At 72.8% G+C, this 21,573-nt stretch carries 23 protein-coding genes and 1 pseudogene; 15 read left to right on the plus strand and 9 right to left on the minus strand.

Annotation, left to right across the window (positions count from 1 at the left end; genetic code table 11):
- Nucleotides 1–84 precede the first annotated feature (84 nt).
- Entirely contained in the window at nt 85–843 is a 759-nt protein-coding gene (locus Cs7R123_RS07105) for a sulfite exporter TauE/SafE family protein (protein WP_212824426.1), read from the plus strand.
- Nucleotides 844–883: 40 nt separating this feature from the next.
- Here the strand turns inward: Cs7R123_RS07105 and Cs7R123_RS07110 are convergent, their stop codons facing one another.
- Together Cs7R123_RS07110 and Cs7R123_RS07115 are read right to left on the minus strand one after the other, a co-directional pair.
- The gene (locus Cs7R123_RS07110) at nt 884–1,345 is read right to left on the minus strand and encodes an SRPBCC family protein (RefSeq protein WP_212824428.1); all 462 of its coding nucleotides are present in this window, start codon (nt 1,343–1,345) and stop codon (nt 884–886) included.
- A gap of 3 nt (nt 1,346–1,348) precedes the next feature.
- Entirely contained in the window at nt 1,349–1,690 is a 342-nt protein-coding gene (locus tag Cs7R123_RS07115; protein WP_244871662.1) for a helix-turn-helix transcriptional regulator, read from the minus strand.
- 117 nt (nt 1,691–1,807) lie between these two features.
- On the opposite strand from Cs7R123_RS07115, the gene Cs7R123_RS07120 reads away from it, so the two are divergent.
- The 11 genes from Cs7R123_RS07120 to Cs7R123_RS07170 all read left to right on the plus strand — a co-directional run bounded on the left by Cs7R123_RS07120 (nt 1,808) and on the right by Cs7R123_RS07170 (nt 10,887).
- The gene (locus Cs7R123_RS07120) at nt 1,808–2,584 is read left to right on the plus strand and encodes an alpha/beta fold hydrolase (RefSeq protein ID WP_212824430.1); all 777 of its coding nucleotides are present in this window, start codon (nt 1,808–1,810) and stop codon (nt 2,582–2,584) included.
- A gap of 114 nt (nt 2,585–2,698) precedes the next feature.
- On the plus strand, nt 2,699–3,118 hold the full coding sequence (locus Cs7R123_RS07125; protein ID WP_212824432.1) for a GNAT family N-acetyltransferase: 420 nt from the start codon (nt 2,699–2,701) through the stop codon (nt 3,116–3,118).
- Between the two features lie 226 nt (nt 3,119–3,344).
- Nucleotides 3,345–4,511 (plus strand): endonuclease, encoded by a 1,167-nt coding sequence (locus Cs7R123_RS07130; RefSeq protein WP_212824434.1) that lies wholly within the window; start codon nt 3,345–3,347, stop codon nt 4,509–4,511.
- Nucleotide 4,512: 1 nt separating this feature from the next.
- On the plus strand, nt 4,513–4,986 hold the full coding sequence (locus Cs7R123_RS07135; RefSeq protein WP_212824436.1) for a hypothetical protein: 474 nt from the start codon (nt 4,513–4,515) through the stop codon (nt 4,984–4,986).
- A gap of 174 nt (nt 4,987–5,160) precedes the next feature.
- A complete protein-coding gene (locus tag Cs7R123_RS07140) occupies nt 5,161–6,159 on the plus strand; it encodes a nitroreductase (protein ID WP_212824438.1) in 999 nt (332 codons plus the stop codon).
- Between the two features lie 41 nt (nt 6,160–6,200).
- On the plus strand, nt 6,201–6,497 hold the full coding sequence (locus tag Cs7R123_RS07145) for a helix-turn-helix transcriptional regulator (protein WP_244871663.1): 297 nt from the start codon (nt 6,201–6,203) through the stop codon (nt 6,495–6,497).
- Entirely contained in the window at nt 6,494–6,871 is a 378-nt protein-coding gene (locus tag Cs7R123_RS07150; protein WP_212824440.1) for a VOC family protein, read from the plus strand. The genes Cs7R123_RS07145 and Cs7R123_RS07150 overlap by 4 nt, the downstream gene beginning before the upstream one ends.
- 55 nt (nt 6,872–6,926) lie before the next feature.
- Nucleotides 6,927–7,451, plus strand: a complete 525-nt coding sequence (locus Cs7R123_RS07155) for a GNAT family N-acetyltransferase (protein ID WP_212824442.1) — start codon at nt 6,927–6,929, stop codon at nt 7,449–7,451.
- Between the two features lie 130 nt (nt 7,452–7,581).
- The gene (locus Cs7R123_RS07160) at nt 7,582–8,256 is read left to right on the plus strand and encodes a M23 family metallopeptidase (protein ID WP_212824444.1); all 675 of its coding nucleotides are present in this window, start codon (nt 7,582–7,584) and stop codon (nt 8,254–8,256) included.
- 142 nt (nt 8,257–8,398) lie between these two features.
- A complete protein-coding gene (locus Cs7R123_RS07165) occupies nt 8,399–9,751 on the plus strand; it encodes a M23 family metallopeptidase (RefSeq protein WP_374706923.1) in 1,353 nt (450 codons plus the stop codon).
- Nucleotides 9,752–9,879: 128 nt separating this feature from the next.
- Nucleotides 9,880–10,887, plus strand: a complete 1,008-nt coding sequence (locus tag Cs7R123_RS07170) for a hypothetical protein (RefSeq protein ID WP_212824445.1) — start codon at nt 9,880–9,882, stop codon at nt 10,885–10,887.
- Between the two features lie 50 nt (nt 10,888–10,937).
- Here the strand turns inward: Cs7R123_RS07170 and Cs7R123_RS07175 are convergent, their stop codons facing one another.
- Both Cs7R123_RS07175 and Cs7R123_RS07180 read right to left on the minus strand, forming a co-directional pair.
- On the minus strand, nt 10,938–12,434 hold the full coding sequence (locus Cs7R123_RS07175) for an IMP dehydrogenase (protein WP_212824447.1): 1,497 nt from the start codon (nt 12,432–12,434) through the stop codon (nt 10,938–10,940).
- A gap of 273 nt (nt 12,435–12,707) precedes the next feature.
- Nucleotides 12,708–13,733: a serine hydrolase gene (locus Cs7R123_RS07180; RefSeq protein WP_212824449.1), complete on the minus strand. Its 1,026-nt coding sequence runs from the start codon at nt 13,731–13,733 to the stop codon at nt 12,708–12,710.
- Between the two features lie 180 nt (nt 13,734–13,913).
- Here Cs7R123_RS07180 and Cs7R123_RS40075 point away from each other — a divergent pair.
- Nucleotides 13,914–14,006: pseudogene (locus Cs7R123_RS40075) on the plus strand (LexA family protein); the annotation flags it as partial.
- A 28-nt stretch (nt 14,007–14,034) separates the two neighbouring features.
- On the opposite strand, the gene Cs7R123_RS40080 reads toward Cs7R123_RS40075, so the two are convergent.
- The 3 genes from Cs7R123_RS40080 to Cs7R123_RS07195 all read right to left on the minus strand — a co-directional run bounded on the left by Cs7R123_RS40080 (nt 14,035) and on the right by Cs7R123_RS07195 (nt 17,678).
- Nucleotides 14,035–15,009: a phosphotransferase enzyme family protein gene (locus Cs7R123_RS40080; protein WP_244871664.1), complete on the minus strand. Its 975-nt coding sequence runs from the start codon at nt 15,007–15,009 to the stop codon at nt 14,035–14,037.
- A complete protein-coding gene (locus tag Cs7R123_RS07190) occupies nt 15,010–16,209 on the minus strand; it encodes a cysteine desulfurase-like protein (RefSeq protein WP_212824451.1) in 1,200 nt (399 codons plus the stop codon). It abuts the gene before it with no gap.
- 113 nt (nt 16,210–16,322) lie between these two features.
- Nucleotides 16,323–17,678 carry a DUF2252 family protein gene (locus Cs7R123_RS07195; RefSeq protein WP_212824453.1) on the minus strand — a complete coding sequence of 452 codons (1,356 nt, stop codon included), beginning with the start codon at nt 17,676–17,678 and terminating at the stop codon, nt 16,323–16,325.
- 177 nt (nt 17,679–17,855) lie between these two features.
- Between Cs7R123_RS07195 and Cs7R123_RS07200 the strand changes: the two genes are divergently transcribed.
- The gene (locus tag Cs7R123_RS07200; RefSeq protein ID WP_212824455.1) at nt 17,856–18,482 is read left to right on the plus strand and encodes a hypothetical protein; all 627 of its coding nucleotides are present in this window, start codon (nt 17,856–17,858) and stop codon (nt 18,480–18,482) included.
- A gap of 20 nt (nt 18,483–18,502) precedes the next feature.
- Here Cs7R123_RS07200 and Cs7R123_RS07205 read toward each other — a convergent pair whose 3' ends face one another.
- Both Cs7R123_RS07205 and Cs7R123_RS07210 read right to left on the minus strand, forming a co-directional pair.
- Complete coding sequence (locus Cs7R123_RS07205; protein ID WP_212824457.1) at nt 18,503–19,231, minus strand: dienelactone hydrolase family protein; 729 nt, start codon at nt 19,229–19,231, stop codon at nt 18,503–18,505.
- 85 nt (nt 19,232–19,316) lie between these two features.
- On the minus strand, nt 19,317–20,828 hold the full coding sequence (locus Cs7R123_RS07210; RefSeq protein WP_212824459.1) for a hypothetical protein: 1,512 nt from the start codon (nt 20,826–20,828) through the stop codon (nt 19,317–19,319).
- Between the two features lie 134 nt (nt 20,829–20,962).
- On the opposite strand from Cs7R123_RS07210, the gene Cs7R123_RS40695 reads away from it, so the two are divergent.
- Nucleotides 20,963–21,388: a DUF2809 domain-containing protein gene (locus Cs7R123_RS40695; RefSeq protein ID WP_212824461.1), complete on the plus strand. Its 426-nt coding sequence runs from the start codon at nt 20,963–20,965 to the stop codon at nt 21,386–21,388.
- Nucleotides 21,389–21,573: the final 185 nt, after the last annotated feature.

Here is a 21,573-nt window from a genome sequence, read left to right on the forward strand (position 1 = left end):
ACCTGCCCGGGACGCACCCTGCGCGGATCTATGCTGCGCCAGGTCGCCCCGAGCCGCGGGGGCGGGAAGGGCGGGTGCCGGCAGATGACCCTCAACCTGGTCCAGGCGCTGACCGTGCTGGTCGCGGGCTTCGCCGCCGGGGCGATCAACGCCGTGGTCGGCTCGGGCACCCTCGTCACCTTCCCGGTGCTGCTCGCGCTGGGCTACCCGCCGGTCGTCGCCAACGTCTCCAACACCGTCGGGCTGGTGCCCGGCTCGCTGTCGGGCGCGTACGCGTACCGCCACGGCCTGTCCGGCCACGGCCCGCTGCTGCGGCGGCTGGGCACCGCCAGCGTGCTCGGCGCGCTGACCGGCGGCGTCCTGCTGCTCAAGCTGCCGCCCGGCGCGTTCAAGGCCATCGTCCCGGTGCTGATCGCGCTAGCCCTGGTGCTCGTCGTGGCGCAGCCGTGGCTCGCCCGGCGGCTGGCCGCCCACCAGCACGAGGACCGGGCGCGGGCGAGCTGGCCGCTGCTGCTGGGCGTCTTCGGCGCCGGCGTGTACGGCGGCTACTTCGGCGCCGCCCAGGGCGTGCTGCTGCTGGGGCTGCTCGGGACGCTGCTCTCCACCGACCTGCAGTGGGTCAACGGGATCAAGAACGTGCTCGCCGCCCTGGTCAACGGCGTCGCCGCGATCCTGTTCATCGCGCTGGGCATGGTCGCCTGGCCGCCCGCGATCCTGCTGGCCCTCGGCTCGGTCGTCGGCGGGCTGGTCGGCGGCCGCTGGGGCAGGCGCCTGCCCCCGGCCGTACTGCGCGCGTTCATCGTCGTGATCGGCCTGGCCGCCCTGGTCAAGCTGCTCGTCTAGCGCGGTCCCGCCGGTGCCCGGCACCGGCGGGACCGGCCGGTCACGCCATCGTCTTGAGGTATTCCTCCAGGGCCCGGTAGGAGTCGCGGGCGCCGTGCTCCATGCCGGAGGCGACCATGCCGTCGCGGTCCTCCCGGTTGGCGAAGGTGGAGGTGCCGGTCAGGACGGTCCGGCCGTCCTTGAACGCGAACTCCAGCCGCTCCACCGAGATGTGCCCCGGCAGGCCCTCCCACTCGAACGTCTGCACGATCAGCTCGTACGGCACGATCTCGCGGACCTCGCCCCGGAAGGCCCACCGCTCGCCGTCGGGGCCGTGCTCGACGAAGCGCCATGTGCCGCCCGGCCGGAAGTCGAGCTCCGCGTCGCACTCGTGGCCGCGCGCCCACCAGTGCTTGAGGTGCTCGACCTTCGTGTGCGCCTCCCACACCAGCTCCAGCGGCGCGTCGAACGAGCGGGTCATGACGATCTCCAGGTCGCCCTGCACCTTGACGTCCAGGTCCATCTCTCAGTCCTCCTGTGTCGGCGAAGCCTTGCCCTGAAGGGTCCGCAGGTAGTCGTCCAAGCTGTCGTAACGCGCTTCCCAGAAGCGCCGGTAGCGGTCGGCCCAGGCCGCGACGTCGCGCAGCGGTGCGGCCTCCAGGCGGCACGGGCGCCACTGGGCGTCCTTGCCGCGGGTGATCAGCCCGGCCTGCTCCAGCACCTTCAGGTGCTTGGAGACCGCCTGCAGGCTGATCGGGAACGGCTCGGCGAGCTGGTTGACCGTCGCCTCCCCCTCGGCCAGCCGGGCCAGGATCGCCCTGCGGGTGGGGTCGGCCAGCGCCGCGAAGACCGCGCTGAGCTGATCCAAGCCCGTCCTCCTTATTCAACCGCTCGGTTGTTTAACCAACGAGTTGAGTATGCACCTCACGGCCTATGCCCGCAAGCGGGTCAGCAGAACGATCACCGATCCGGCATGCTCTGCGGCATGGCGGAGCACCACGTCCACACCAACGGCGTGCGCACCTGGTACGCCGAGCGCGGCAGCGGAGACCCGGTGGTGCTGCTGCACGGAGCACTGATCGACTCGCGCTGCTTCGACGGCAACCTGGCCGCGCTGGCCGACCGGTTCACGCTGTACCTGCCCGAGCGGCGCGGGCACGGGCACACCGCCGACCCCGGCGGCCCGATCACCCCACAGCTCATGGCACAGGACACCGCCGCGTTCCTGGAGCAGGTCACCGGGCGGGTGCGGCTGGTCGGGCACAGCGCGGGCGCGGTGGTGGCGCTGATGACCGCGATCGCGCGGCCCGACCTGGTCGACCGCCTGGTCCTCATCAGCGGGGCGTTCCACCGCGACGGCTGGCTGCTCCCCCCGGCCGCGGCGCGCGACATCCCGCAGGTCATCCACGACCAGCACGCCGAGGTCTCGCCCGACGGCCCCGGCCATTTCCCGGCCGTCGTCGACAAGATCGCCGCGTCGGCCGACACGCTCCTGCTGACCGGAGCGGACCTGGCCGCGGTCGGCTGCCGCACCCTGGTCATGGTCGGCGACGACGACGCGGTCTCCCTGGAGCACACGGTCGCCCTCTACCGCGGCCTGCCCGACGCCCAGCTCGCCGTCGTGCCCGGCACCTCGCACACGCTGCTGCTGGAGCAGCCCGACCTGTGCACCCGCCTGGTCGCCGACTTCCTCACCGCCGATCCGGCGCCCACCTTCATGCCGGTACGCCGCCGCGTGGACCGGATGTCGCCCCGAGGCTGAGGGCCTGCCCGGCCCGGCCTTCCGGCCGCGAGCCGCACGCCGGGGCCTCCCGCCTGGCGGGAGCCGGTGTGGATGCCCCGCAGCAGGTCGCGGGGCGGCTGCGACGATCAGCCGATGGGAATCTCGCTGCGCGCCGCCGCACCCGCCGACATCGACGCCGTGCTCGCCTTCTGGCGGACCGCCGCGATGGGCTCCGACCGCGCGGACAGCGCCACCGCGGTGACGCTGCTGCTGGACCGCGATCCGGAGGCGCTGCTGCTGGCCGTCGACGGCGACGAGATCGTGGGTTCGCTGATCGCGGGGTGGGACGGGTGGCGCTGCCATCTCTACCGGTTCGCGGTGCACCCGCAGCGCCGCCGGCAGGGCATCGGCACCGCGCTGATCGCGGCGGCCGAGCAGCGGTTCGCCGCGCTGGGCGGGCGGCGCTCGGACGCGATGGTGCTCGTCGACAACGAGCTCGGCGCGTCCGCGTGGACTGCGGCGGGCTACGCGCCCCAGCCGCAGTGGTCGCGCTGGGTCAAGCCGCTCACCTGACGGCCGCTGCCGTACCGGTCCGGGCGGCCGCCGGCGAGGGCGTCGCGGAGCACCGGCGGCCGGCGCTGGGGGCGGCGAGGCGATTCCCAGGAAGTGCCATCCTCGGCGCTCCGATCGCATCGACCGAGCTGATGCTCCGGGATGGACGCGAGATCGCGGCGATCGCGCGCACGACGGCGTCACACCCCTTTCTGTGGCGGCCCCCGACCACATAGCATCTGCTGCCATGAAGCCCCCCGCGCTCAACCCCGGGCGACTCGGAGCGATCCTCGCCGTCGCCGTGGCCGTCGTCGTCGCCGTCATCCCGGTGTCGGCATCGGCCGCTCCCCCGCTGACCGTCGCCGCCGCACTCGCCGCCCAGGACGGCCGGGTCGCCACGGTCGCCGGATACGTCGTCGGGCAGCCGACCGCCACCAGCACCGTCATCCGGTCGAACTTCACCGCGGACACCGCGATCGCGATCGCCGACACCGCCGCCGAGACCGGCACCGCGAAGATGCTGTACGTGCAGGTCACCGCGGCGTGGCGCAGCTCGTTCGGATTGCAGACCAACCCGGGGCTGATGGGCCGGTCGGTGACGGTCACCGGCACGCTGACCGCGTACTTCGCGCACGGCGGGCTCAAGGATCCGAGCGCGATGAGCCTCACCGGCAGCGGCTCGCCGTCGCCCACCCCCAACCCGACCGCCTCCACCGGGCCGTACGACACGACGTACTACCGCAACGCGATCGGCAAGAGCGGCACCGCGCTGCGCACCGCGCTGCACGACATCATCAAGGTGCAGACGAAGCTGACCTACGCGCAGGTGTGGGACGGGTTGAGCGCGACCGACCAGGACCCGAACAACGCCAACAACGTGATCCTGATCTACAGCGGCCGCTCGCAGAGCAAGGCCACCCACGGTGACGGCGTGGACGACTGGAACCGCGAGCACGTCTGGGCCAAGTCGCACGGCGACTTCGGCACCGCCACCGGGCCCGGCACCGACCTGCACCACCTGCGGCCCGAGGACGCCTCCGTCAACGCCGACCGCGGCAACAAGGACTTCGACCTCGGCGGCTCGGCCGCCAACCAGGCACCGGGCAACTTCACCGACGCCGACTCGTGGGAGCCGCGCAACGCGGTCAAGGGCGACGTCGCCCGCATGCTGATGTACATGGCGATCCGGTACGAGGGCGACGACGGCTTCGCGAACCTGGAGCTGAACAACGTCGTCGGCAACGGCTCGGCGCCCTACTTCGGCAAGCTGTCGCTGCTGCTCCAGTGGAACCTGCAGGACCCGCCGGACACGTTCGAGAAGCGCCGCAACCAGGTCATCTACGACAACTGGCAGGGCAACCGCAACCCGTTCATCGACCACCCGGAGTGGGCCACGGCGATCTGGGGCAGCTGAGGTGCCCCGGGTCGCAGTCACGGGCCACCGGGACCTGACTCCCGAGGTGGCCCGGTACGTCACGGACGGGCTGCGGGCCGTGCTGCGGCCGTACGGGCCGCTGGTCGGGTTGAGCTGCCTGGCCGACGGTGCGGACCAGCTGTTCGCCCAGATCATCGTCGAGCTGGGCGGCGTGGTCGAGGTCGTGGTCCCGGCCGCGGACTACCGACGGCACCTGTCCGCCACGGCGGCGGCCCGCTACGACGTGCTGCTGGCCGGTGCCGCCGCGGTGCACCGGATGCCCGCCGCCGTCTCCGGCGAGCAGGCATACCAGCGGGCCAACGAGTTCCTGGTGCGCGGGTGCGAGCTGCTGGTCGCGGTGTGGGACGGCGAGCCCGCCCGCGGCCACGGCGGCACCGCCGACGCCGTGGCGTACGCCCGGGAGCTGGGCGTGGCGGTGAAGGTCGTCTGGCCGCCGGGCGTGCGGCGCGCCTGACCTGCCCGGTCGCACCTCCGATCGACCACCGGACCGCACCGCGTCCGGCGCGATCTCCGTTGAGTCAGTGGCACGCGGCCGGTTCCGGGACCTAGGTCCCGGGCCGGCGGCACCTTCGCCTCCGGTGCCGGGGGCGGCGGTGGCGTGCACTGAAGGCGACTCAAGGGAGACCCGATGACGACGTCCGACGACGCCCCCCGCCGCGCCCCCGCCGCCGCGTACGCCGCAGCGGCTGAGGCGGCCGGGCGCGCCCCGTCCATTCACAACACGCAGCCGTGGCACTGGCAGGTGCACCCCGACCGCCTGGACCTGTTCGCCGACCCCTCGCGAGGACTGCCCGGCACCGACCCCGACCAGCGGATGCTGCTGGTCAGCTGCGGTGCGGCGCTGCACCACGCGCAGGTCGCGCTGCACGCCCAGGGGTACGAGGCCGCCGTACGCCCGCTGCCGGACCCGGACCGGCCCGACCACCTGGCGACGCTGACCGTCGACGAGCACACCCCGGTGACCGCCGACGCGGTCCGGCTGGCGCAGGCGATCCAGCTCCGCCACACCGACCGGCGGCCCAACGTCGACACCCCGGTCACCGCCGAGCAGCTCGACGAGCTGCGCCGGGTCGCGGGCGCGGTCGGGGTGGACCTGCACCGGCTCAACGCCGACCAGGCCGCCGAGCTGGCCGTGGCGGTCTCGCACGCCGAGGACGCCGCCGCGACCGAACCGGCGTGGCAGGCCGAGACCGGGCAGTGGACCGGGCCCGGCCGGCCCGCGGGCACCGGGCTGCCGCCCGAGGTCATCCCGGACCGGCGGCCCCAGACCGACGTGGGCGAGCGCGACTTCGGCACCCGGGGCACGCTGGAGGTCGGCGGCGGCCACGACAAGGCCTCGACGTATGTGGTGCTGTTCGGCGCCGAGGACGACCGGGCGGCGTGGCTGCGCGCGGGCCAGGCCCTGTCGGCGGTGTGGCTGCACGCCACGGTGCTGGGACTGGCGGTGCTGCCGTACAGCCAGGTCATCGAGATCGACGCGACGCGGGTGATGATGCGGCGGGTCCTGTCCCAGCTCGGCCACCCGTACCTGGTGCTGCGCCTGGGTGTGGCGGACGCGGACCACCCGCTGCCCGGCCACACCCCGCGCCTGTCCTTCGACGAGACCACGACGGTCGAACCGGGCTGAGCCGTGGGCGGACTTGATAGGCAAGTAATTACTTGCCTATAGTGGCGGACGTGGGTGACGTCTTCAAGGCGCTGGCCGACCCGACGCGCAGGCTGATCCTCGACGCGCTCACCGAGCGCGACGGCCAGACGCTGTTCGAGCTGTGCACCCGCCTGGCCATGAAGCACCAGGTCACCTCGTCGCGGCAGGCGATCTCGCAGCACCTGGACCTGCTGGAGGACGCCGGGCTGGTCGAGGTGCGCCGCCAGGGCCGCTACAAGTTCCACCACCTGAACACGCAACCGCTAGAGCAGATCCTCACCCGCTGGATCCGCACCACCGCGCAGGAGATCCCATGAGAATCCACCTCACCAGCGTCCTGGTCGACGACCAGGACAAGGCGCTGGCCTTCTACACCGACGTCCTGGGCTTCACCAAGAAGACCGAGGTCCCGCTGGGCGAGCACCGGTGGCTCACCGTCGTGGGCGACAACGAGGGCGTGGAGCTGGTGCTGGAGCCTGACAGCCACCCCGCGGTCAAGCCGTTCAAGCAGGCGCTGGTCGACGACGGGATCCCGTTCACCTCGTTCGCCGTCGACGACGTGCAGGCGGAGTACGAGCGGCTGGTCAAGCTCGGCGTCGTGTTCACCCAGCCCCCGGTGAACCACGGCCCGGTCACCACCGCGGTCTTCGACGACACCTGCGGCAACCTGATCCAGATCGCCCACCAGTAGTCCGTCGCGTCCCGCCCCGGCCGCGGTGGTGCGGCCGGGGCGCTACGGTGGACCGATGAAGATCACCAGAATCGCGTCCCTGGACGACGCCGACGAGCTGGCCGCCCTGGTCCGCACCGACCGGGACTTCCTGGCCGCCTTCGAGCCGGTCCGCGACGAGGGCTACTACACCGCCGCCGGGCAGCGGACGATTCTGGCCCACAACCTCGAAGACCACGCACGCGGCGGCATGGTGCCGATGGTGATCACCCAGGACGGCCGCGTCGCCGGGCGGATCAACCTCAACACGATCGTCCGGGGCGCCGCCCAGTCCGCCCACATCGGATACTGGCTCGGGCAGGCGTACCACGGGCAGGGCCTGGCCAGCACCGCGCTGGCCGAGACGATCGCCCTCGCGTTCACCGAGCTCGACCTGCACCGCCTGGAAGCCGGCACGATGCTGCACAACACCGCCTCGCAGCGGGTGCTGACCCGCAACGGCTTCAAGCCGTTCGCCGTGTCGCCGCGCTACCTCAAGATCGCCGGGCAGTGGCGGGACCACATCCTGTTCCACCTGTTCAACCCGGCCCACCCCGACTGAGCCACCGCCCGCGTCACACCTCATCCGGTGTAGCCACACCACCTGAGGTGTGACGCCGGGACACGGCCACCACTCGCGCCCGGCCGCTACCGTGAGGTCCGCCCGCCCCGCAGCGAGGAGGACCCGACCGGTGACCGTACGGCGCCTGATCACCGCCGCCGCGCTCACGCTGGCCGCCGGATGCACGCCCGTCCAGCCCTCGGGCGGACAGACCGGCGTTCCCGTCGCGGCGGTGCCGCAGCCGGCCGTGTCCGTCGGCAGCCCGGTCGACGGGCGGTGGGGGCGCGCGGGCGAACCCGGCTCGACCCCGGCCGGCGACCACCACCGCCTGGGCAAGGCGACCCCGATGAACCAGTGGGCCGTCGACCTGCGGGTCCCGGCGGGCACGCCGGTCGTGTTCGGTGTCGCGGCCGACCACGGCACCGTCACCGCCGAGATCACCCAGATCGTCGACGGCGACGCCTGCCGGGCCGGGGGCGGCGGCGACTTCGTCACGGTCGGGCTCTACCACGAAGGTGTCCTGCTGGGCCGGGTCACGTACGCCCACCTGCGGCGCGACCGGAAGCTGCGGGTCGGCTCGCCCGTCGCGCCGAAGGCGGTGCTGGGGACCGTCGCCGCCCTGGACGGCGAGAACACCGGCGGGCCGGCCTGCTGGACCGGTCCGCACGTACACCTGGAGCTGCGGTCGGAGACCGGCGGCGCCTGCTGGCGCGACCGCGCCCCCGGCACCCGGGTCCGCCGCGGCGAGGTCGTCGGCTTCGTCAGCGGCCCGCTCGGAAGGTCGCCGACCGTCTGCGCCCGGTAACCGCCACGGTCGGCCCGGCGTGACCTGCGACCCGTACCGCGCACGATCGTGTACGGATTGTCGAACATGTCGATATTGGAATCACTGGCTACCATGGATCCTCCGTGGCCGCGTCGCGGCATCCCTCTCGGAAGGCTCCCTTTTGCACACCAGATTCGCCCGCCTGCTCGGCGGTGCCTGCGCGGTCACCCTCGCCGCGACGGGCACCTGGATGGCCACCACCATCGGCGCCGAGGCCTCACCACCCCGCCCGTGGTTCGCGCTGCCGTTCCCGTGCGGTGAGCGGTGGCAGCTGTCGACGTACAGCGGCCACGACGACTACGACATCGACTTCACCTTCGACGGTCCCGGCGGCAGCGCCGGGCGCCCGATCCTGGCGTCGGCCCCGGGCAAGGTCGTGTTCGCGGGCTGGGGCGACGGCGGCGGCTGGCACGTGAAGCTGGAGCACGGCGGCGGCTGGGAGTCGATGTACCTGCACATGGTCGAGGCGCCGATGGTCAGCGTGGGCCAGGTGGTCACCGTCGGGCAGCAGCTCGGCCGGGTCGGCACCACCGGGCACTCCAGCGGCCCGCACCTGCACTACGAGCAGCTGTACGGCGGCCAGAAGGTCGAGTCGTACTTCGACGGAGCGCCGTCGGGCATCACCACCGACGGCAGCGCCGCGACCGGCCCGCTGCACGTGGCCGGCCCGGTCTCCGCGGACCGGCATCTGACCAGCGGCAACTGCGGCAGCGGCGGCAGCCTGGTGCGGGAGCTGTTCGGCGGTCCGGCCTGGCAGGCCCGGCCACTGGGCGGCACCCCGGTGACGGGCAGCGCCCTGGCGGTGATCGAGTCCGCGGGCGACGCGATCCTCTACACCGTCGCCGACGGCCGGGTGTACGAGTCGCGCCGCGCCGGCGGCTGGCAGAGCACCTACCTCGGCGTGGCCGGGGTCGCGGGCACCGCCGTGGCGGCGCTGGAGCTCGACGGCGTCCGCCGGGTCTACGTGATCGCCGACGGCGCCGTGTACGAGGCACGCAGCGACAACGCGTGGCGGCCGGTGCCGACCGGACTGCACGGGGTCAGCCCGTCGACGCTGTCGGCGGTGGCCGTCGGCGGGGTGCCGGTGCTGTACACCGTGGCCGCCGGGACCGTGCACCAGGCCACCGGCGCAGCCGCGGGCTGGACCGAGGCGGACCTCGGCATCCCGGCCGCCGCCGTCGCGGCCGTGCGCACCAGCGCCGCGACCGTGCTGTACACCGTGGACCACGGCAACCTCTACCAGGCCAGCAGCGACACGGGGTGGCTCAACCGGTTCACCGGCGTCTCCGGCACCGACGCGACCGCCCTGGCCGCGCTCGACCTCGGCGGCGCCCCCCACGTCTACGCCCTGATCGGCGGCCGCCTGCACGCCGTCGGCGAGGGCGGCTCCTGGCTGCCGGTCGACACCGGCCTGTCCGCCGCGGCGGTCACCGCCGCCGTCATCGCCGGCCGCCCCACCGTCCTCGCCAGCTGACCGTGCCGGGCCCCCGGGCCCCGCGTCCACATCCGACGGCAATCTGATCTTCGCTATTCAGTCACGCTACGGGCGGGCGCGAGCACCTAACATTCCCATCGGTCTATCCCCTCGACCTGGGAGCGCACATGCTCGACGCCATCACCACCGCCCGGAGGACCCTCGCGGCGGCCACCCTCGCCGCCGCGCTGGTCACCGGCGGGCTGCTCGCCCCCGCCCCCGCGAGCGCCGCCGTCACCCCGGCGCAGCTCGCCCTGCGCTGGGCGCCGATCCACTACCAGGACGTCGACGCCACCGGCGACCACGCGCTGGGCGGCAAGTCCGACTACATCACGAAGGTCGACTTCGACGGCGACCTGACCGGCCGCAACAACTGGGACGACGCGGGCGCCGCGAACGCGAACCTCGCCGCGTACGCCTACTACTCGGTCGTGGAGACCAGCAGCCACTGGTACCTGACGTACTTCTTCTTCCACCCGCGCGACTGGGTCGACCACCCGTTCTTCGAGACCGAGCACGAGAACGACGGCGAGGGGCTGCTGCTGGCCGTCGAGAAGGACGGCTCGGCCTACGGCGTGCTGCGGTCGGCGGTCACGGTGGCGCACACGGACTTCTTCTCGTACACCCCGAGCGGCAGCACCTGGACCAGCGGCAAGGAGAGCGTCGACGGCACGCTGCAACTGGCCGCCTCGCCGCACGACGCGTTCCAGCACCCGGTCACCGCGCAGGAGGCCAAGGGCCACGGGCTGAAGGCGTACCCGCAGTACAACATCGACGGTGACGGCCTGGTCTACTACCCGTCGACGGTGGCCGAGACGCCCAGCAGCGGCAACGACCGCGACGTGCAGTACCAGCTGATCGACATCTTCGCGGCGGGCGGGCTGTGGGCGCAGCGCGCCACCAGCAGCCTGTTCGCGAGCCTCGGCACGTTCGCCGGGGACACCAGCGGCGGCTGCGGCTCGGGCACGTTCGGGTGCGGCACCAACTCGGCCAACGCCCCGTGGGGCTGGGACGACGGCAACGACACCCCGGGCCGGGGCGAGCTGGCCACGAACCCGGCGAAGCTGTCGGCGGAGTACTTCACCATCCCCGGCACCCTGTCGCGGACGTACACCAGCAACCAGTACGCGGGCTGAGCAGCGAAACGGCCCGGGTGCGCGTGCACCCGGGCCGTTCTCAGCCGATCTCAGATGCTGGTGCCCGCGGTCTCGCGGACGGTCACGGTGGCGTGGCTCTCCTGGAAGCTCTGCTCGGAGACCAGCGTGAGCCGGGCGGTGGACTGGAACTCGGCCAGCGTGTTCGAGCCGCACGACACCATCGTCGACCTGATCTTCGCGGTGGTGACGGCCAGACCCTCGTGCAGGTCGCCCGCGTACGGCACGAAGCCGTCCACGCCCTCCTCGAAGACCAGGCCCTTGCCGCCCTGGCCGTAGCGCTGCCAGTTGCGGGCCCGGTGCGAGCCCTCGCCCCAGTACTCCTTGACGAAGCCCTCGCGGGTCGGGATCTTGGCACCCGGCGCCTGGTCGAAGCGCGCGAAGTAGCGGCCCATCATGACGAAGTCGGCGCCCATCGCCAGCGCCAGCGACACGTGGTAGTCGTGCACCAGGCCGCCGTCGGAGCAGACCGGCACGTACTCGCCGGTGCGGGCCAGGAACGCGTCGCGCGCCGCGGCCACGTCGAGCACCGCGCTGGCCTGGCCGCGGCCGATGCCCTTCTGGTCGCGGGTGATGCAGATCGAGCCGCCGCCCACGCCGACCTTGATGAAGTCGGCCCCGGCCTCGGCCAGGAACGTGAAGGCGTCGCCGTCGACGACGTTGCCGCCGCCGGTCGGCACGTCGGGGTAGTTCTTCTTCACCCAGGTCAGCGCCTCGGCCTGCCAGTCGCTGTAGCCGTCGGAGGAGTCGAAGCACAGCGCGTCGACACCCGCCTCCAGCAGCACCGGCACCCGCTCGCGGTAGTCGTGGGTGTTGATGCCCGCGCCCACGCGCAGCCGCTTACCGCCGTCGACCAGCTGGCTGGGGTAGCGCTTGTTGTCGGCGTAGTCGGAGCGGAAGACCAGGTACTGCAGGTTGCCGGCGGCGTCGAGGATCGGCAGGCAGTCCAGGCGCTCCTCCCACAGCCGCAGGTTCGCCTCCGACAGGGTGACCTCGGCGCCCGCGTGCGGCAGGTCGGCGATGCCGATCATGCGGCCGCTGACCGGGCCGTCGAGGTTGTGCCGCTGCGGGTGGAAGTCACGGGAGGTGACCAGGCCGACCAGGCGGCCGCAGGCGGTGCCGTCCTCGGTCACGGCCGCGGTGGAGTGGCCGGTGCGCTGCATCACGTCGAGCAGGTGGCGCAGCGTGTCGTCGGGCCGCACGTTCGTGTCGCTGGTCACGAAGCCGGCCTTGAAGTTCTTCACCCGGCGCACCGCGGCGGCCTGGTCGTCGATCGCCTGGTTGTGGTGCAGGAAGCTGAGGCCGCCCTCGCGGGCCAGCGCGATCGCCAGCTCCGGCGAGCTGACCGCCTGCATGATCGCCGAGGTGAACGGGATGCGCAGCTCGATCGGCGACACCGTGCCCTCGCGGTGCCGCACCAGCGGAGCACGCAGGTCGACGTTGCCCGGGGCGCAGTCGGTCCTCGTCCGATTCGGCAGCAGCAGGTATTCGTTGAACGTTCGCGACACCTCGCTGAGAACCTGGGCCACGCCACGCCTTCCGCCATGTCGACGGCCTCCGGCCGCCGAGCCGTGATTACCCCATGTGAAAGCCCCGCGGCCGCGCCTGAGCAGTCGCCGGACCGGGTTCAGCCCAGGCTACCGGATGACCCGATCTAGCCACACATGACGGACCTGCCCTGACGCCCCCTGGCCGGGCATCGCATCGGTATTCGCCCGAAAGGCGACATCAACAGTGGCGACCGTCACTCGCCGTCACCACGTTCGGGCGCCCCGCCCGCAGCGGGCGGGGCGCCCGCCGGGTCAGCCGCCGTTCACCTCACGGAACGGCGTCAGGTCGATCGTCGGCCGCGCCGTACGGGCCGCGAGCCCTGCCACCGGCGCCGGAATGGAGTCGAACAGCTGCCGCCCGAGGACGGCGTGCGCCTCGACCGCCGGGTGGGTGGCGCCGTAGTTGTCCAGGTCACCGAGCGAGTCGGCGAAGAAGGCGAACGTCAGCGCGGGCGCACCCGAGCTGTCGAACATGATGCCGACCTCGTGGCGGCCGGCCCCGAGGGTGTTGAAGTCCGCGCCGTACTTGATCGCGACGCGGCTGCGCTCGTTCGACGACATGTTGCGCCGGGTGCCGTCGTGGTAGCCGTTGACCCAGCGCATGATGCCGAGCAGGAAGTCGCACGACTTCGTCGACAGCAGGGTCTTGTTCGCCAGCCGCCACAGCAGGTCGTGCACCTCGGCCGGGGTCGTCTTGCCGAGGAAGAAGCGGTTGGGGTTGGCCACCGGGATCACCCGGGTGTTGACGAACCCCTTGGCCGCCAGGATCTCGTTGATCTCCAGCGCGGGCGCCACCCGGCCGCACATCCGCACCGCGGTGTTGTCCGAGACCAGCAGCATCGCGGTGAGGAAGTTCGCGATCGTCAGGTCGTCGCCCCAGACCGTCTGCAGGTGGTAGATGCCGCTGCCGCCGAGGATGATGTCGCCGGGCAGGTCGAGCTTCTGTCCCAGCTGGAGCAGCCCGCGGTCGACCTTGTCCATGACCGCCACGGCCACGGCGAGCTTCTGCACGCTGTATCCGTCGACGATCGCGTCGACGTCGTCGGCGATGACCGTCTGGAGGGCGCCGTCGGCGTCGAGCGCGGCGACGTGGGAGTGCCATACGCCGCCGGCCTTGGTCTTCTGGCGCTCGTAGACCCGGCGCAGGTGGCCGGGGCCGGTGCCGCGGGCCTGGTCGTCGCCTGCGGCGGCCGCGGCCGGGGCGGCGGCGGCCACGGCCGCGGCCACGCCGAGACCGAGCCCGCCGAGGGCGGCTCGGCGGGAGAGGTTGCTGGACATAGGGGTTCCCCGTTCGTCGAGAAGAGACAGTCCCCCGATCCTAAGATCACCAAGCCACCCCCCGCACGCCCCCGCAACCGCCCATGACCGGTCCACGACCGGTCCAAGATCGCGCAAGTTGCCGGGCAACCGGGCGAAAGAGGGGTCAAGATACGCCCGATTGCCCGGCAACTTGCGCTGTTGTCGCTGCGGGTCCGCGGCGACTCGATGATCGAGGCGGCGATCTGCGACGGCGACCTGGTCGTGGTACGCCAGCAGCCGACCGCCCACAGCGGCGAGATCGTCGGCAAGGTCGTCGCGGTCATCCGCCAGCTGCGCCGAGCAGCGCCAGCACCCGCGCGAGCTGGCCGGGGGACGGCACGAGGCGCAGGGTCTCGTCGATCTCGCGTTCGGCCCAGTCGCGATGGCGCGGCTCGGCGGCCGGATCGAGCGCGACCCCCGTCTGCCGGAGCAGGAAGTTCAGGTGGCCGGCGAGCAGCATCGAGAAGTCTGCCGGGCCGGTGAGGCGGCCGGGGCCGCCCGCCGCGCGGTACGCCGCGTACAGCTCGCGCATGGCGTCGAGGTCGGGGGTGCCGTCGCAGTACCAGTCGAACAGGGCGCGGGCCAGCTCGCGGGACGGGTCGGCCGGGCCGAGGTTGTCCCAGTCGACCACGACCAGCCTGCCCTCGGGGTCGGCCAGGACGTTCTCGGGGTGCAGGTCGCGGTGGCACAGCAGCAGGGCTTCCGGCTCGGCCGCGGTCACCGCCGCGCACAGTTCGGGCAGGTCGCGCAGGCGGGCGGCGAGGCAGGCCGACCACGGCGCGCCCGAGGCGGCCGCGCCGTGGAAGCGGTCGGCGGCGGGGGCGTGGTCGTACCAGGGGTCGGGTGGGCTGCCGTCGAGCTCATGGGCGGTCGCCGGGGCGGCGCGGTGCAGCCCGGCCAGCAGCGTGCCCAGGTCGGCGGGGGTGGTGGGCGCGGTGGCGGGCCCCAGGTCGACCCAGTCGTAGAGGCGCAGGTGGACGCCGCCGGGCGCGGACACCAGGTAGCGGCCGTCGCGGTCGGGGTGGCTGCGCGGGACCCGGACGCCCGCCTCGGCGGCGCGGGCGGCGAAGGCGAGTTCCCCGGCGAGCAGCGTCTCCGACGGCGGACGGCCGAAGATCTCCTTCAGGGCGTACCGGTCGTCGCCGACCCGTACCCGCCAGATCTGCCCCAGTGCCCCGCGCGGGCCCGCGGCGACGTCGACCGGCCCGACCCAGCCGAACGCCGCCCGCAGCCGGTCGACGAGCCCGGCGACCACTCAGGCCGCGCGCAGCGCGTCGAGCAGCACGTCCACGTCCTCGGCGGTGGTGTAGTGGTAGATCCCGGCGCGCACCGCGCCGCCGGAGTCGCGCAGCCCCATCGTCGTGAAGTACTCCCAGGCGTAGTAGTCGCCCGCGAACGCGCAGATCCCGGCCTCGCCGAGCAGCGCGGAGGTCGCCGACGGGTGCTGGTCGCGCAGCCGGAACGACACCGTCGGGCACCGGTCGTCGGGCGCCGGGCACAACCGCACCCCGTCGATCCCGGCGAGCCCGTCGACGAGCTTGGCGAACAGGCCCGCCTCGTAGTCGCGCACCGCCGACAGCGAGGCGACCAGGCGCTCGCGGCGGGTGCCGGTCGCGGCGGAGTCGAGCCCGGCCACGTGGTCCACCGCCGCGGTCACTCCGGCTAGGGAGGCGAAGCTCGGCGTGCCGAACTCGAACCGCTCCGGCACCGCGTCGCTGGAGGGCAGCAGCTTGGCCGGGTGCAGGCCCGACAGCAGCGACGGGTCGGCCGCGCACGCGGCCACGTGCGGCCCCGACCACTTGTACGCGCTGGTCACGTAGAAGTCGGCGCCGAGCGCCGCCACGTCGGTGGGCTGGTGCGGGGTGGCGTGCACGCCGTCGACGTACACCAGGGCACCGGCGGCGTGGGCCAGCGCCGCGATCGCGGGCACGTCGGGGCGGGTGCCGATGGCGTTGCTGGCGGCGGTCACGGCGACCACCCGGGTGCGGTCGTTGACCAGGTCGGCGTACTGGGCCGCGGGCAGCTCGCCGGTGGCCGGGTCGAAGTCCGCCCAGCGGACCGTCACGCCCGCCGCGGCCGCGACCTGCACCCACGGCCGCACGTTCGAGTCGTGGTCCAGCCGGGACACGACGACCTCGTCGCCGGGTCGCCAGGTCGCGGCGAGCGTACGGGCCATCAGGTAGGTCAGCGAGGTCGCGCTGTTGCCGAACACCACCCCGGAGGGGTCGGCGCCGAGCAGGTCGGCCACGGCGACGCGGGCCGCGTCGACGATGCCGATCGCCCGGCGGCCGGGCTCGAACGCGTCACTGCGGTTGGCGACGGCGCTGGTGTACACCCCGTACGCGGCACGGGCCACCGGTTCGGCGACCAGCGACCCCGCCGCCGCGTCGAAATGCCGGAACCCCTCGCCCAGCGCCGGATACCCCGCGCGGACCCTCTCGATGTCGAACCCCATGCCCGCCACCCTAACCACCCACCCGTCGCTGTGATGCGTGCAGTTTCGGGGAAAGTGCAGGAATCTTGGCCCGGATTCCGGCACTTTCCCCGAAACTGCACGCAGGATGCGGCTCAGTAGAGGGGGCGGCCCGCGGACTTGGCGGCGGCGTAGGCCTGCCAGTCGAGGGTGGCCTGGTCGGCGTAGGTGTCGGCGAACGCCCTGGTCTCGGACTGGAGGCCGGAGACGGAGGTGATCGCGTCGTCGATCGCGTCGTCGGCGGAGTAGGTCAGGCCGGTGCCGGGCAGGTCCTGGTCGGCCCGGGAATGCGCGGCGGCCAGCAGCCGGCCGATGTCGCGTACCGTGTCGTCCCAGGTCGCCGAGCCGGTCAGGTCGGCTATCGCCAGATCCTCGGCGAACGGCGACTTCTCCTTAACCAGCACCGGGACGGTCCCGACGCTCGCCCACCCGGCCAGCGGGTCGGATTCGTTGACCAGCCAGCGCAGCGCGAGCGCGGGCCGCTGCCCGCCGGTCAGCGTGGTGGCGTTGGGTGCGAGCTGCTTGGGTGCCGGGTCGACGGCCTGCTTGAGTTCGAGGATGCGGTCGTCGGTGGTGGCGGTGCTGTCGCCCTCGATCAGGACGTACCAGCGCCAGCGGCCCAGGCTGCCGGTGCCCGCGTTCAGGCGGCGCCGGACGTCCTTCACCACGGCTTCGGCGCTGCTCAGCGGGTCGGCGGCGGTGGTGCGGTACGCCGCGACCGCGTTGACCAGGCTGGTCCGGGTCGCCGCGGAGACGGTCTGCAGCTCCGGATCGGACTTGAAGACGCGGCTGGACCCGCTCAGCGCGGTCCACCGGTCGAGCAGGTCCTTGCGCTTGTCGGCGGCGGAGGCGGCGATCAGGTCCCCGCTGAGGTCGGAGGTGTTCGACGCGGTCAGCCGCCAGTCCAGCTCGTCGGAGGTGCCGTGGAACTTGTCGATCCACTGGGCGTACTCGGCGACGAGGGTGTCGACGTCGGTGTGGATGCTGCTCGCGCTGCGGCCGTTCGCCCGCCCGGCGAGCACGATCGAGACGGCTTCGCGGCGCAGTTCCCAGGTCCATGAGCCGCGCCAGGCGTCGTCGGTGTCGGTGAGCTGGTACTGCTCGGTGTTGTCGGCGCCCCGGTCGGCGCCGGTGTTCTCCAGGTGCGCGTCGCCGGTGAGCCACACGTCGGAGCCGCCGGTCGCGTAGGCGGACTGGGCGAGTTCGCCCAGGTCACGGTAGTAGAGCGGGGAGGTGCCGCGAAAGAAGGCCCAGGCGCTGGAGGCGAGTTTGACGGTACGGGCGGTCAGCTCGTCGTCGGTGGCCCCACCGTTGAGCAGGTGCAGCGCGTGGTCGCGGGCGTAGACGACGGCGACGGGATCGCGGGTGAGCGCGGCCGCCGCCGGGCTCGCGGGAACGGTGAGCAGCGTCGCGGCCAGCACGACGGCGACACAGGAGGCGAGGGGACGCATATATCGATTGATATCGAACGAAGATGGACGCCCGGCGACCCCGGGGTGTCCAGCACCCCCGCTCCAGGGTTAAGAGGGCACCTGCTGCTACGGCAGGTGGAAGGCACCCTTCCTTACGGGGGTGGTCAGGGGCGTCACGGATGTGCGGGGGCGGGCGGTGCGGCCAGGCTGGGCGGCGTGGCACGCAGGAGTGGGCAGTGGGGACGGCAGTCGCTGGTATGGCTGCACGCGGTGACGTCGATCGGCTGGATGAGCTTCGCGCTCGCGCTGTGCGTCCTGCTGATCAGCGGCCCCGGCGGCTACGACTCCGCCCGCGTGCTGGACAAGCAGCTACTGGCCCACCTGGGCACCTCGGCGGCGTTCACCGGCCTGATGCTGTCGGGCCTGACCGCCTGGGGCTACCTGCGGCACTGGTGGGTGCTGGTCAAGTTCGTCATCACGCTGACGCAGCTCGTGGTCGGCATGTCCGTGCTCAGCCCGCGCCTGGACGCGCTGGCCGGCGGCGACGCCGGGGTGCAGATCGCCTCGTCGGCGCTGATGGCCGCGGCGATCGCGTTCCAGGCATGGCTGTCGGTGACCAAGCCGTGGCGGCACACCCCGTGGACCGACCCGCGCCGGCGCACCCCGTCGTTCCCGAACTGGCTCTACTGGGCCGCCGTCGCCGTGCCGGTGCTGGACTTCGTGGTGTGGAAGGCGCTGTTCGGCTCCCCCGCCCCGCTGCTGTCCCTGCTGATCGCGGTGGCCTTCCCGTTCTACCGCCGCTCCCGGCTGCGCGCGGCGGCGCCACAGCCGGTCGCGGGCTGAGCCGGGCGCGGGCTGAGCCGTCAGCGCAGGAACGCGGTGATGCGGGTCCAGGCGTCGGCGGCGGCCTCGGCGTGGCCCTCCCGGCCGAAGTGGTCCCACTCGATGAAGCCGTGCGGCTGCCCCTCGTAGACGACGACGTCGTGCGGGACGCCGGTCGCCGCCAGGTGCCGGGACAGCGACTCGTGCACGGCGGCGGGCACCTCGGTGTCGGCGCCGCCGAACACCCCCAGCACGGGCACCCCGATCTTCGCGCTGAAGTCCTCGGCCAGCTCCGGCGACACCCCGGCCTCGCCCACGTACGGGCAGATGCCGACGACGCCGGCCAGGCCCAGGTCGGCGGTGCCCGCGTAGAGGGCGTTGGCGCCGCCGATGCAGAAGCCCGCCGCGTACACGGGTCCGTCGCCGAGCTCGCGCAGGTGGTCGATCGCGGCGGTCAGGTCGGCGAGCATCAGGTCCCGGTCGAAGGTCTCGCGGATCTTCGGGTCGTACTCCTCGCCCCGGGCGGCGGGGCCGAGCGTGCGGCCGTAGTAGTCGATGACCAGCACGTCGGCGCCGGTGCGGGCGAACCGCCGGGCCAGGTCGCGAAACGGCGACCGCAGACCGCCGACGTCGGGCAGCAGCACCAGCCGGGCACCGGTCGGCTCCTCCGCCGGAGCCAGGTAGGCGCTGAAGCGGGAGCCGTCCGCGGAGACCAGCTCCAGCATCGGGTCGGCGCCGGCAGAGGCGGGGGCGTCACCGTCGAGGCACATACGTCGACCGTATCGACGGGGTCAACGGATTTAGCCGGGCCGCGTCGCCGCGGCCCGGCCTCCTGCTCAGTACGTGTGCACGTCCTCAGTACGTGTGCACGTCGATGTAGTTCAGTTTGTTGTTGTTGCTGCTGGCGGCGTTGCTGATCGTCAGGTGGTTGTCGGTGACGGTGACGACCGCGGTGCCGTCGATCCAGCGCGCCGCGGCGGTCGGGGTGCCGGAGGCGATCACGTTCCCCTCGGCCAGCAGCGCGTAGACGCTGTCGGTGTAGGACGGATCACCCGCGACGACGTGTACGACGTAGGTGCCGTTGGGGACGTACAGCTCCCAGTAGTTGGCCTTGGTCGGCTGGGCGGCGTGGATGACGGTGTCGTAGCGCTGGTCCCAGGAGACGGCCGCGTTGCGGTCGCGGGTGGCGGCCGTGTCGTCGGCGTGCCAGCCGTAGGTGTAGCCCCAGCGGGTGTCGAAGAGCGCACCGGTGTCGGCGACGTACCCGGCCGGGGTCGGGGCCGACGCGGGCTGGAAGTTCACCGACACGGTCACGGCCGGGGTGAGCAGGAACGCCCTGGTCATGCCGCCGTTGAGGCGGCCGCTGCCGACGATCTGGCCGCGGTCGTTGACGCCGTACGCCCGCTCCAGCTTCCAGCCGGTGCCGGCGGGCAGCAGCGTGTCGAGGGCGACCATGCCCGCGCCGCTACGCCACAGCCAGGCCCGGGGCGCCACGCACGGCTGGCACTTCGGGTCGGCGGTGCCGACGACCTCACCGGCGGCGTTGACGCCGGTGGCCTGGCTGTACTGGATGCCGTCGACGGTGCCGAGGTCGGAGACCACCCCGGTGGGATCCCACGCGACCGCGTGGGTGTTGAACGTGCCCGCGACCTCGCTCTCGCCGACGGCGACACCGCGGATGCTGATCGCGTACGCGCCCGCGCCGTACTCGGTGTTGCCCGACAGGGACGGCAGGTGGCGCAGCGTGCCGTTCTGCCAGACGAACGCGGGCCAGCCGACGACCTGGCCACGGGCGTTGATCCCGGTCGCCGGGCCGAGGGAGTCGGGCGGATTGCCCAGGTCGACCGTGGTGCCGTTGAGCTCGTACAGCATGGCGTTGGGGCCGTCCTCGGACTGCGCGCCGCGCTGGCCGCCGACGACGCGGCCGGTCGGGTCGATGCCGTTGCCGACGCCGAGGCGGTTGGTGATCGAGCCGCCGAGGTCGGTGATGGCGCCGGTCGCGCTCCAGCGCACGGGGTAGCCGTAGCCGCCGTTGCTGCGGTCGGCGGTGCCCGCGATCTGGCCCGCGTCGTTGACGGCGTTGGCGTAGCTTCCGCCGCCGCCGGGCAGGGTGCCGAGGTCGGTCATGACCCCGCCGGCGTAGCGGAAACCGTGGGTGGCGCCGGAGGCGGTCGTGGTCGAGCCGACGACGACGCCCGCGTTGTTGATCGCGCGGGCCTCGCTGACCGCATATGCCGAGGTGCTGAGGACGCCGAGGTTCTCGATGGTGTATCGCGGCGACACTGCCGCGTGCGCCGGGGCGGTGGGGACCGCCGCGGCCGCGGCGAGCAGACCGACCGTGGTCAGAACGGTGCGGATGGTCTTCACAGGAAACCCTTCCGGGGAGCGGGGAGAGCGCTCTCCACCTTGGGGGTAAAGCCTCGCGCCTGTCAATGCACATGTTTCGATCTGGCGGGAGGCCGCCGCCCCACCGCCGGGCGCGGGGCCGCTATCCTGCCCGGATGCTGTCGAACCGCGTCGTACGTGTGCTGGCCGTGGTGTCGGCGGCGGCGTTCCTGGCCGTGGCGCTGGCGATCCGGGCGCTGTGGGACGGGCCGGTGGAGCAGTTCTCGGGCACCGCCCTGTACGCGTCGATGGTCTACGCCGGGGTCTACCTGCTGTGGCCGCGCTGCCGCCCGTGGACCGCCGGGGCGGTCGCGGTCGCGTTCTGCTGGGCGGTCGAGGTCTCGCAGCTCAGCGGCGTTCCGGCGTACCTGTCGGCGCGCAGCCTGCTGGCCCGCCTGGCGCTCGGCGTCCAGTTCGACCCGGTGGACCTGCTCTGGTACCCCGTCGGCGTGCTCCCTCTGGCCGCACTCCACTGGTTCCTGTCCACCCGCCGCCCCGCCGCCCCGGCCACGGCCGATCGCCCGGCGGCGCCCGCCTCATGATCACCGCTTCCGGTCGGTTTGCGGCCGGAACGGCGACCTCCTGACCGAAAACAGTGATCATCGGCCGACCGACCAGGCGCCCACGCCCCCTTAGCATTGACGCTGGCCTATCTAGGGGACGATTTTCCGAAATCCGTCCTCTAGATAGGCCAGCGTCGATCAAAAACGGGTTGGGCGGCGGGCTG

Source organism: Catellatospora sp. TT07R-123 (assembly GCF_018327705.1).
Lineage (GTDB): Bacteria > Actinomycetota > Actinomycetes > Mycobacteriales > Micromonosporaceae > Catellatospora.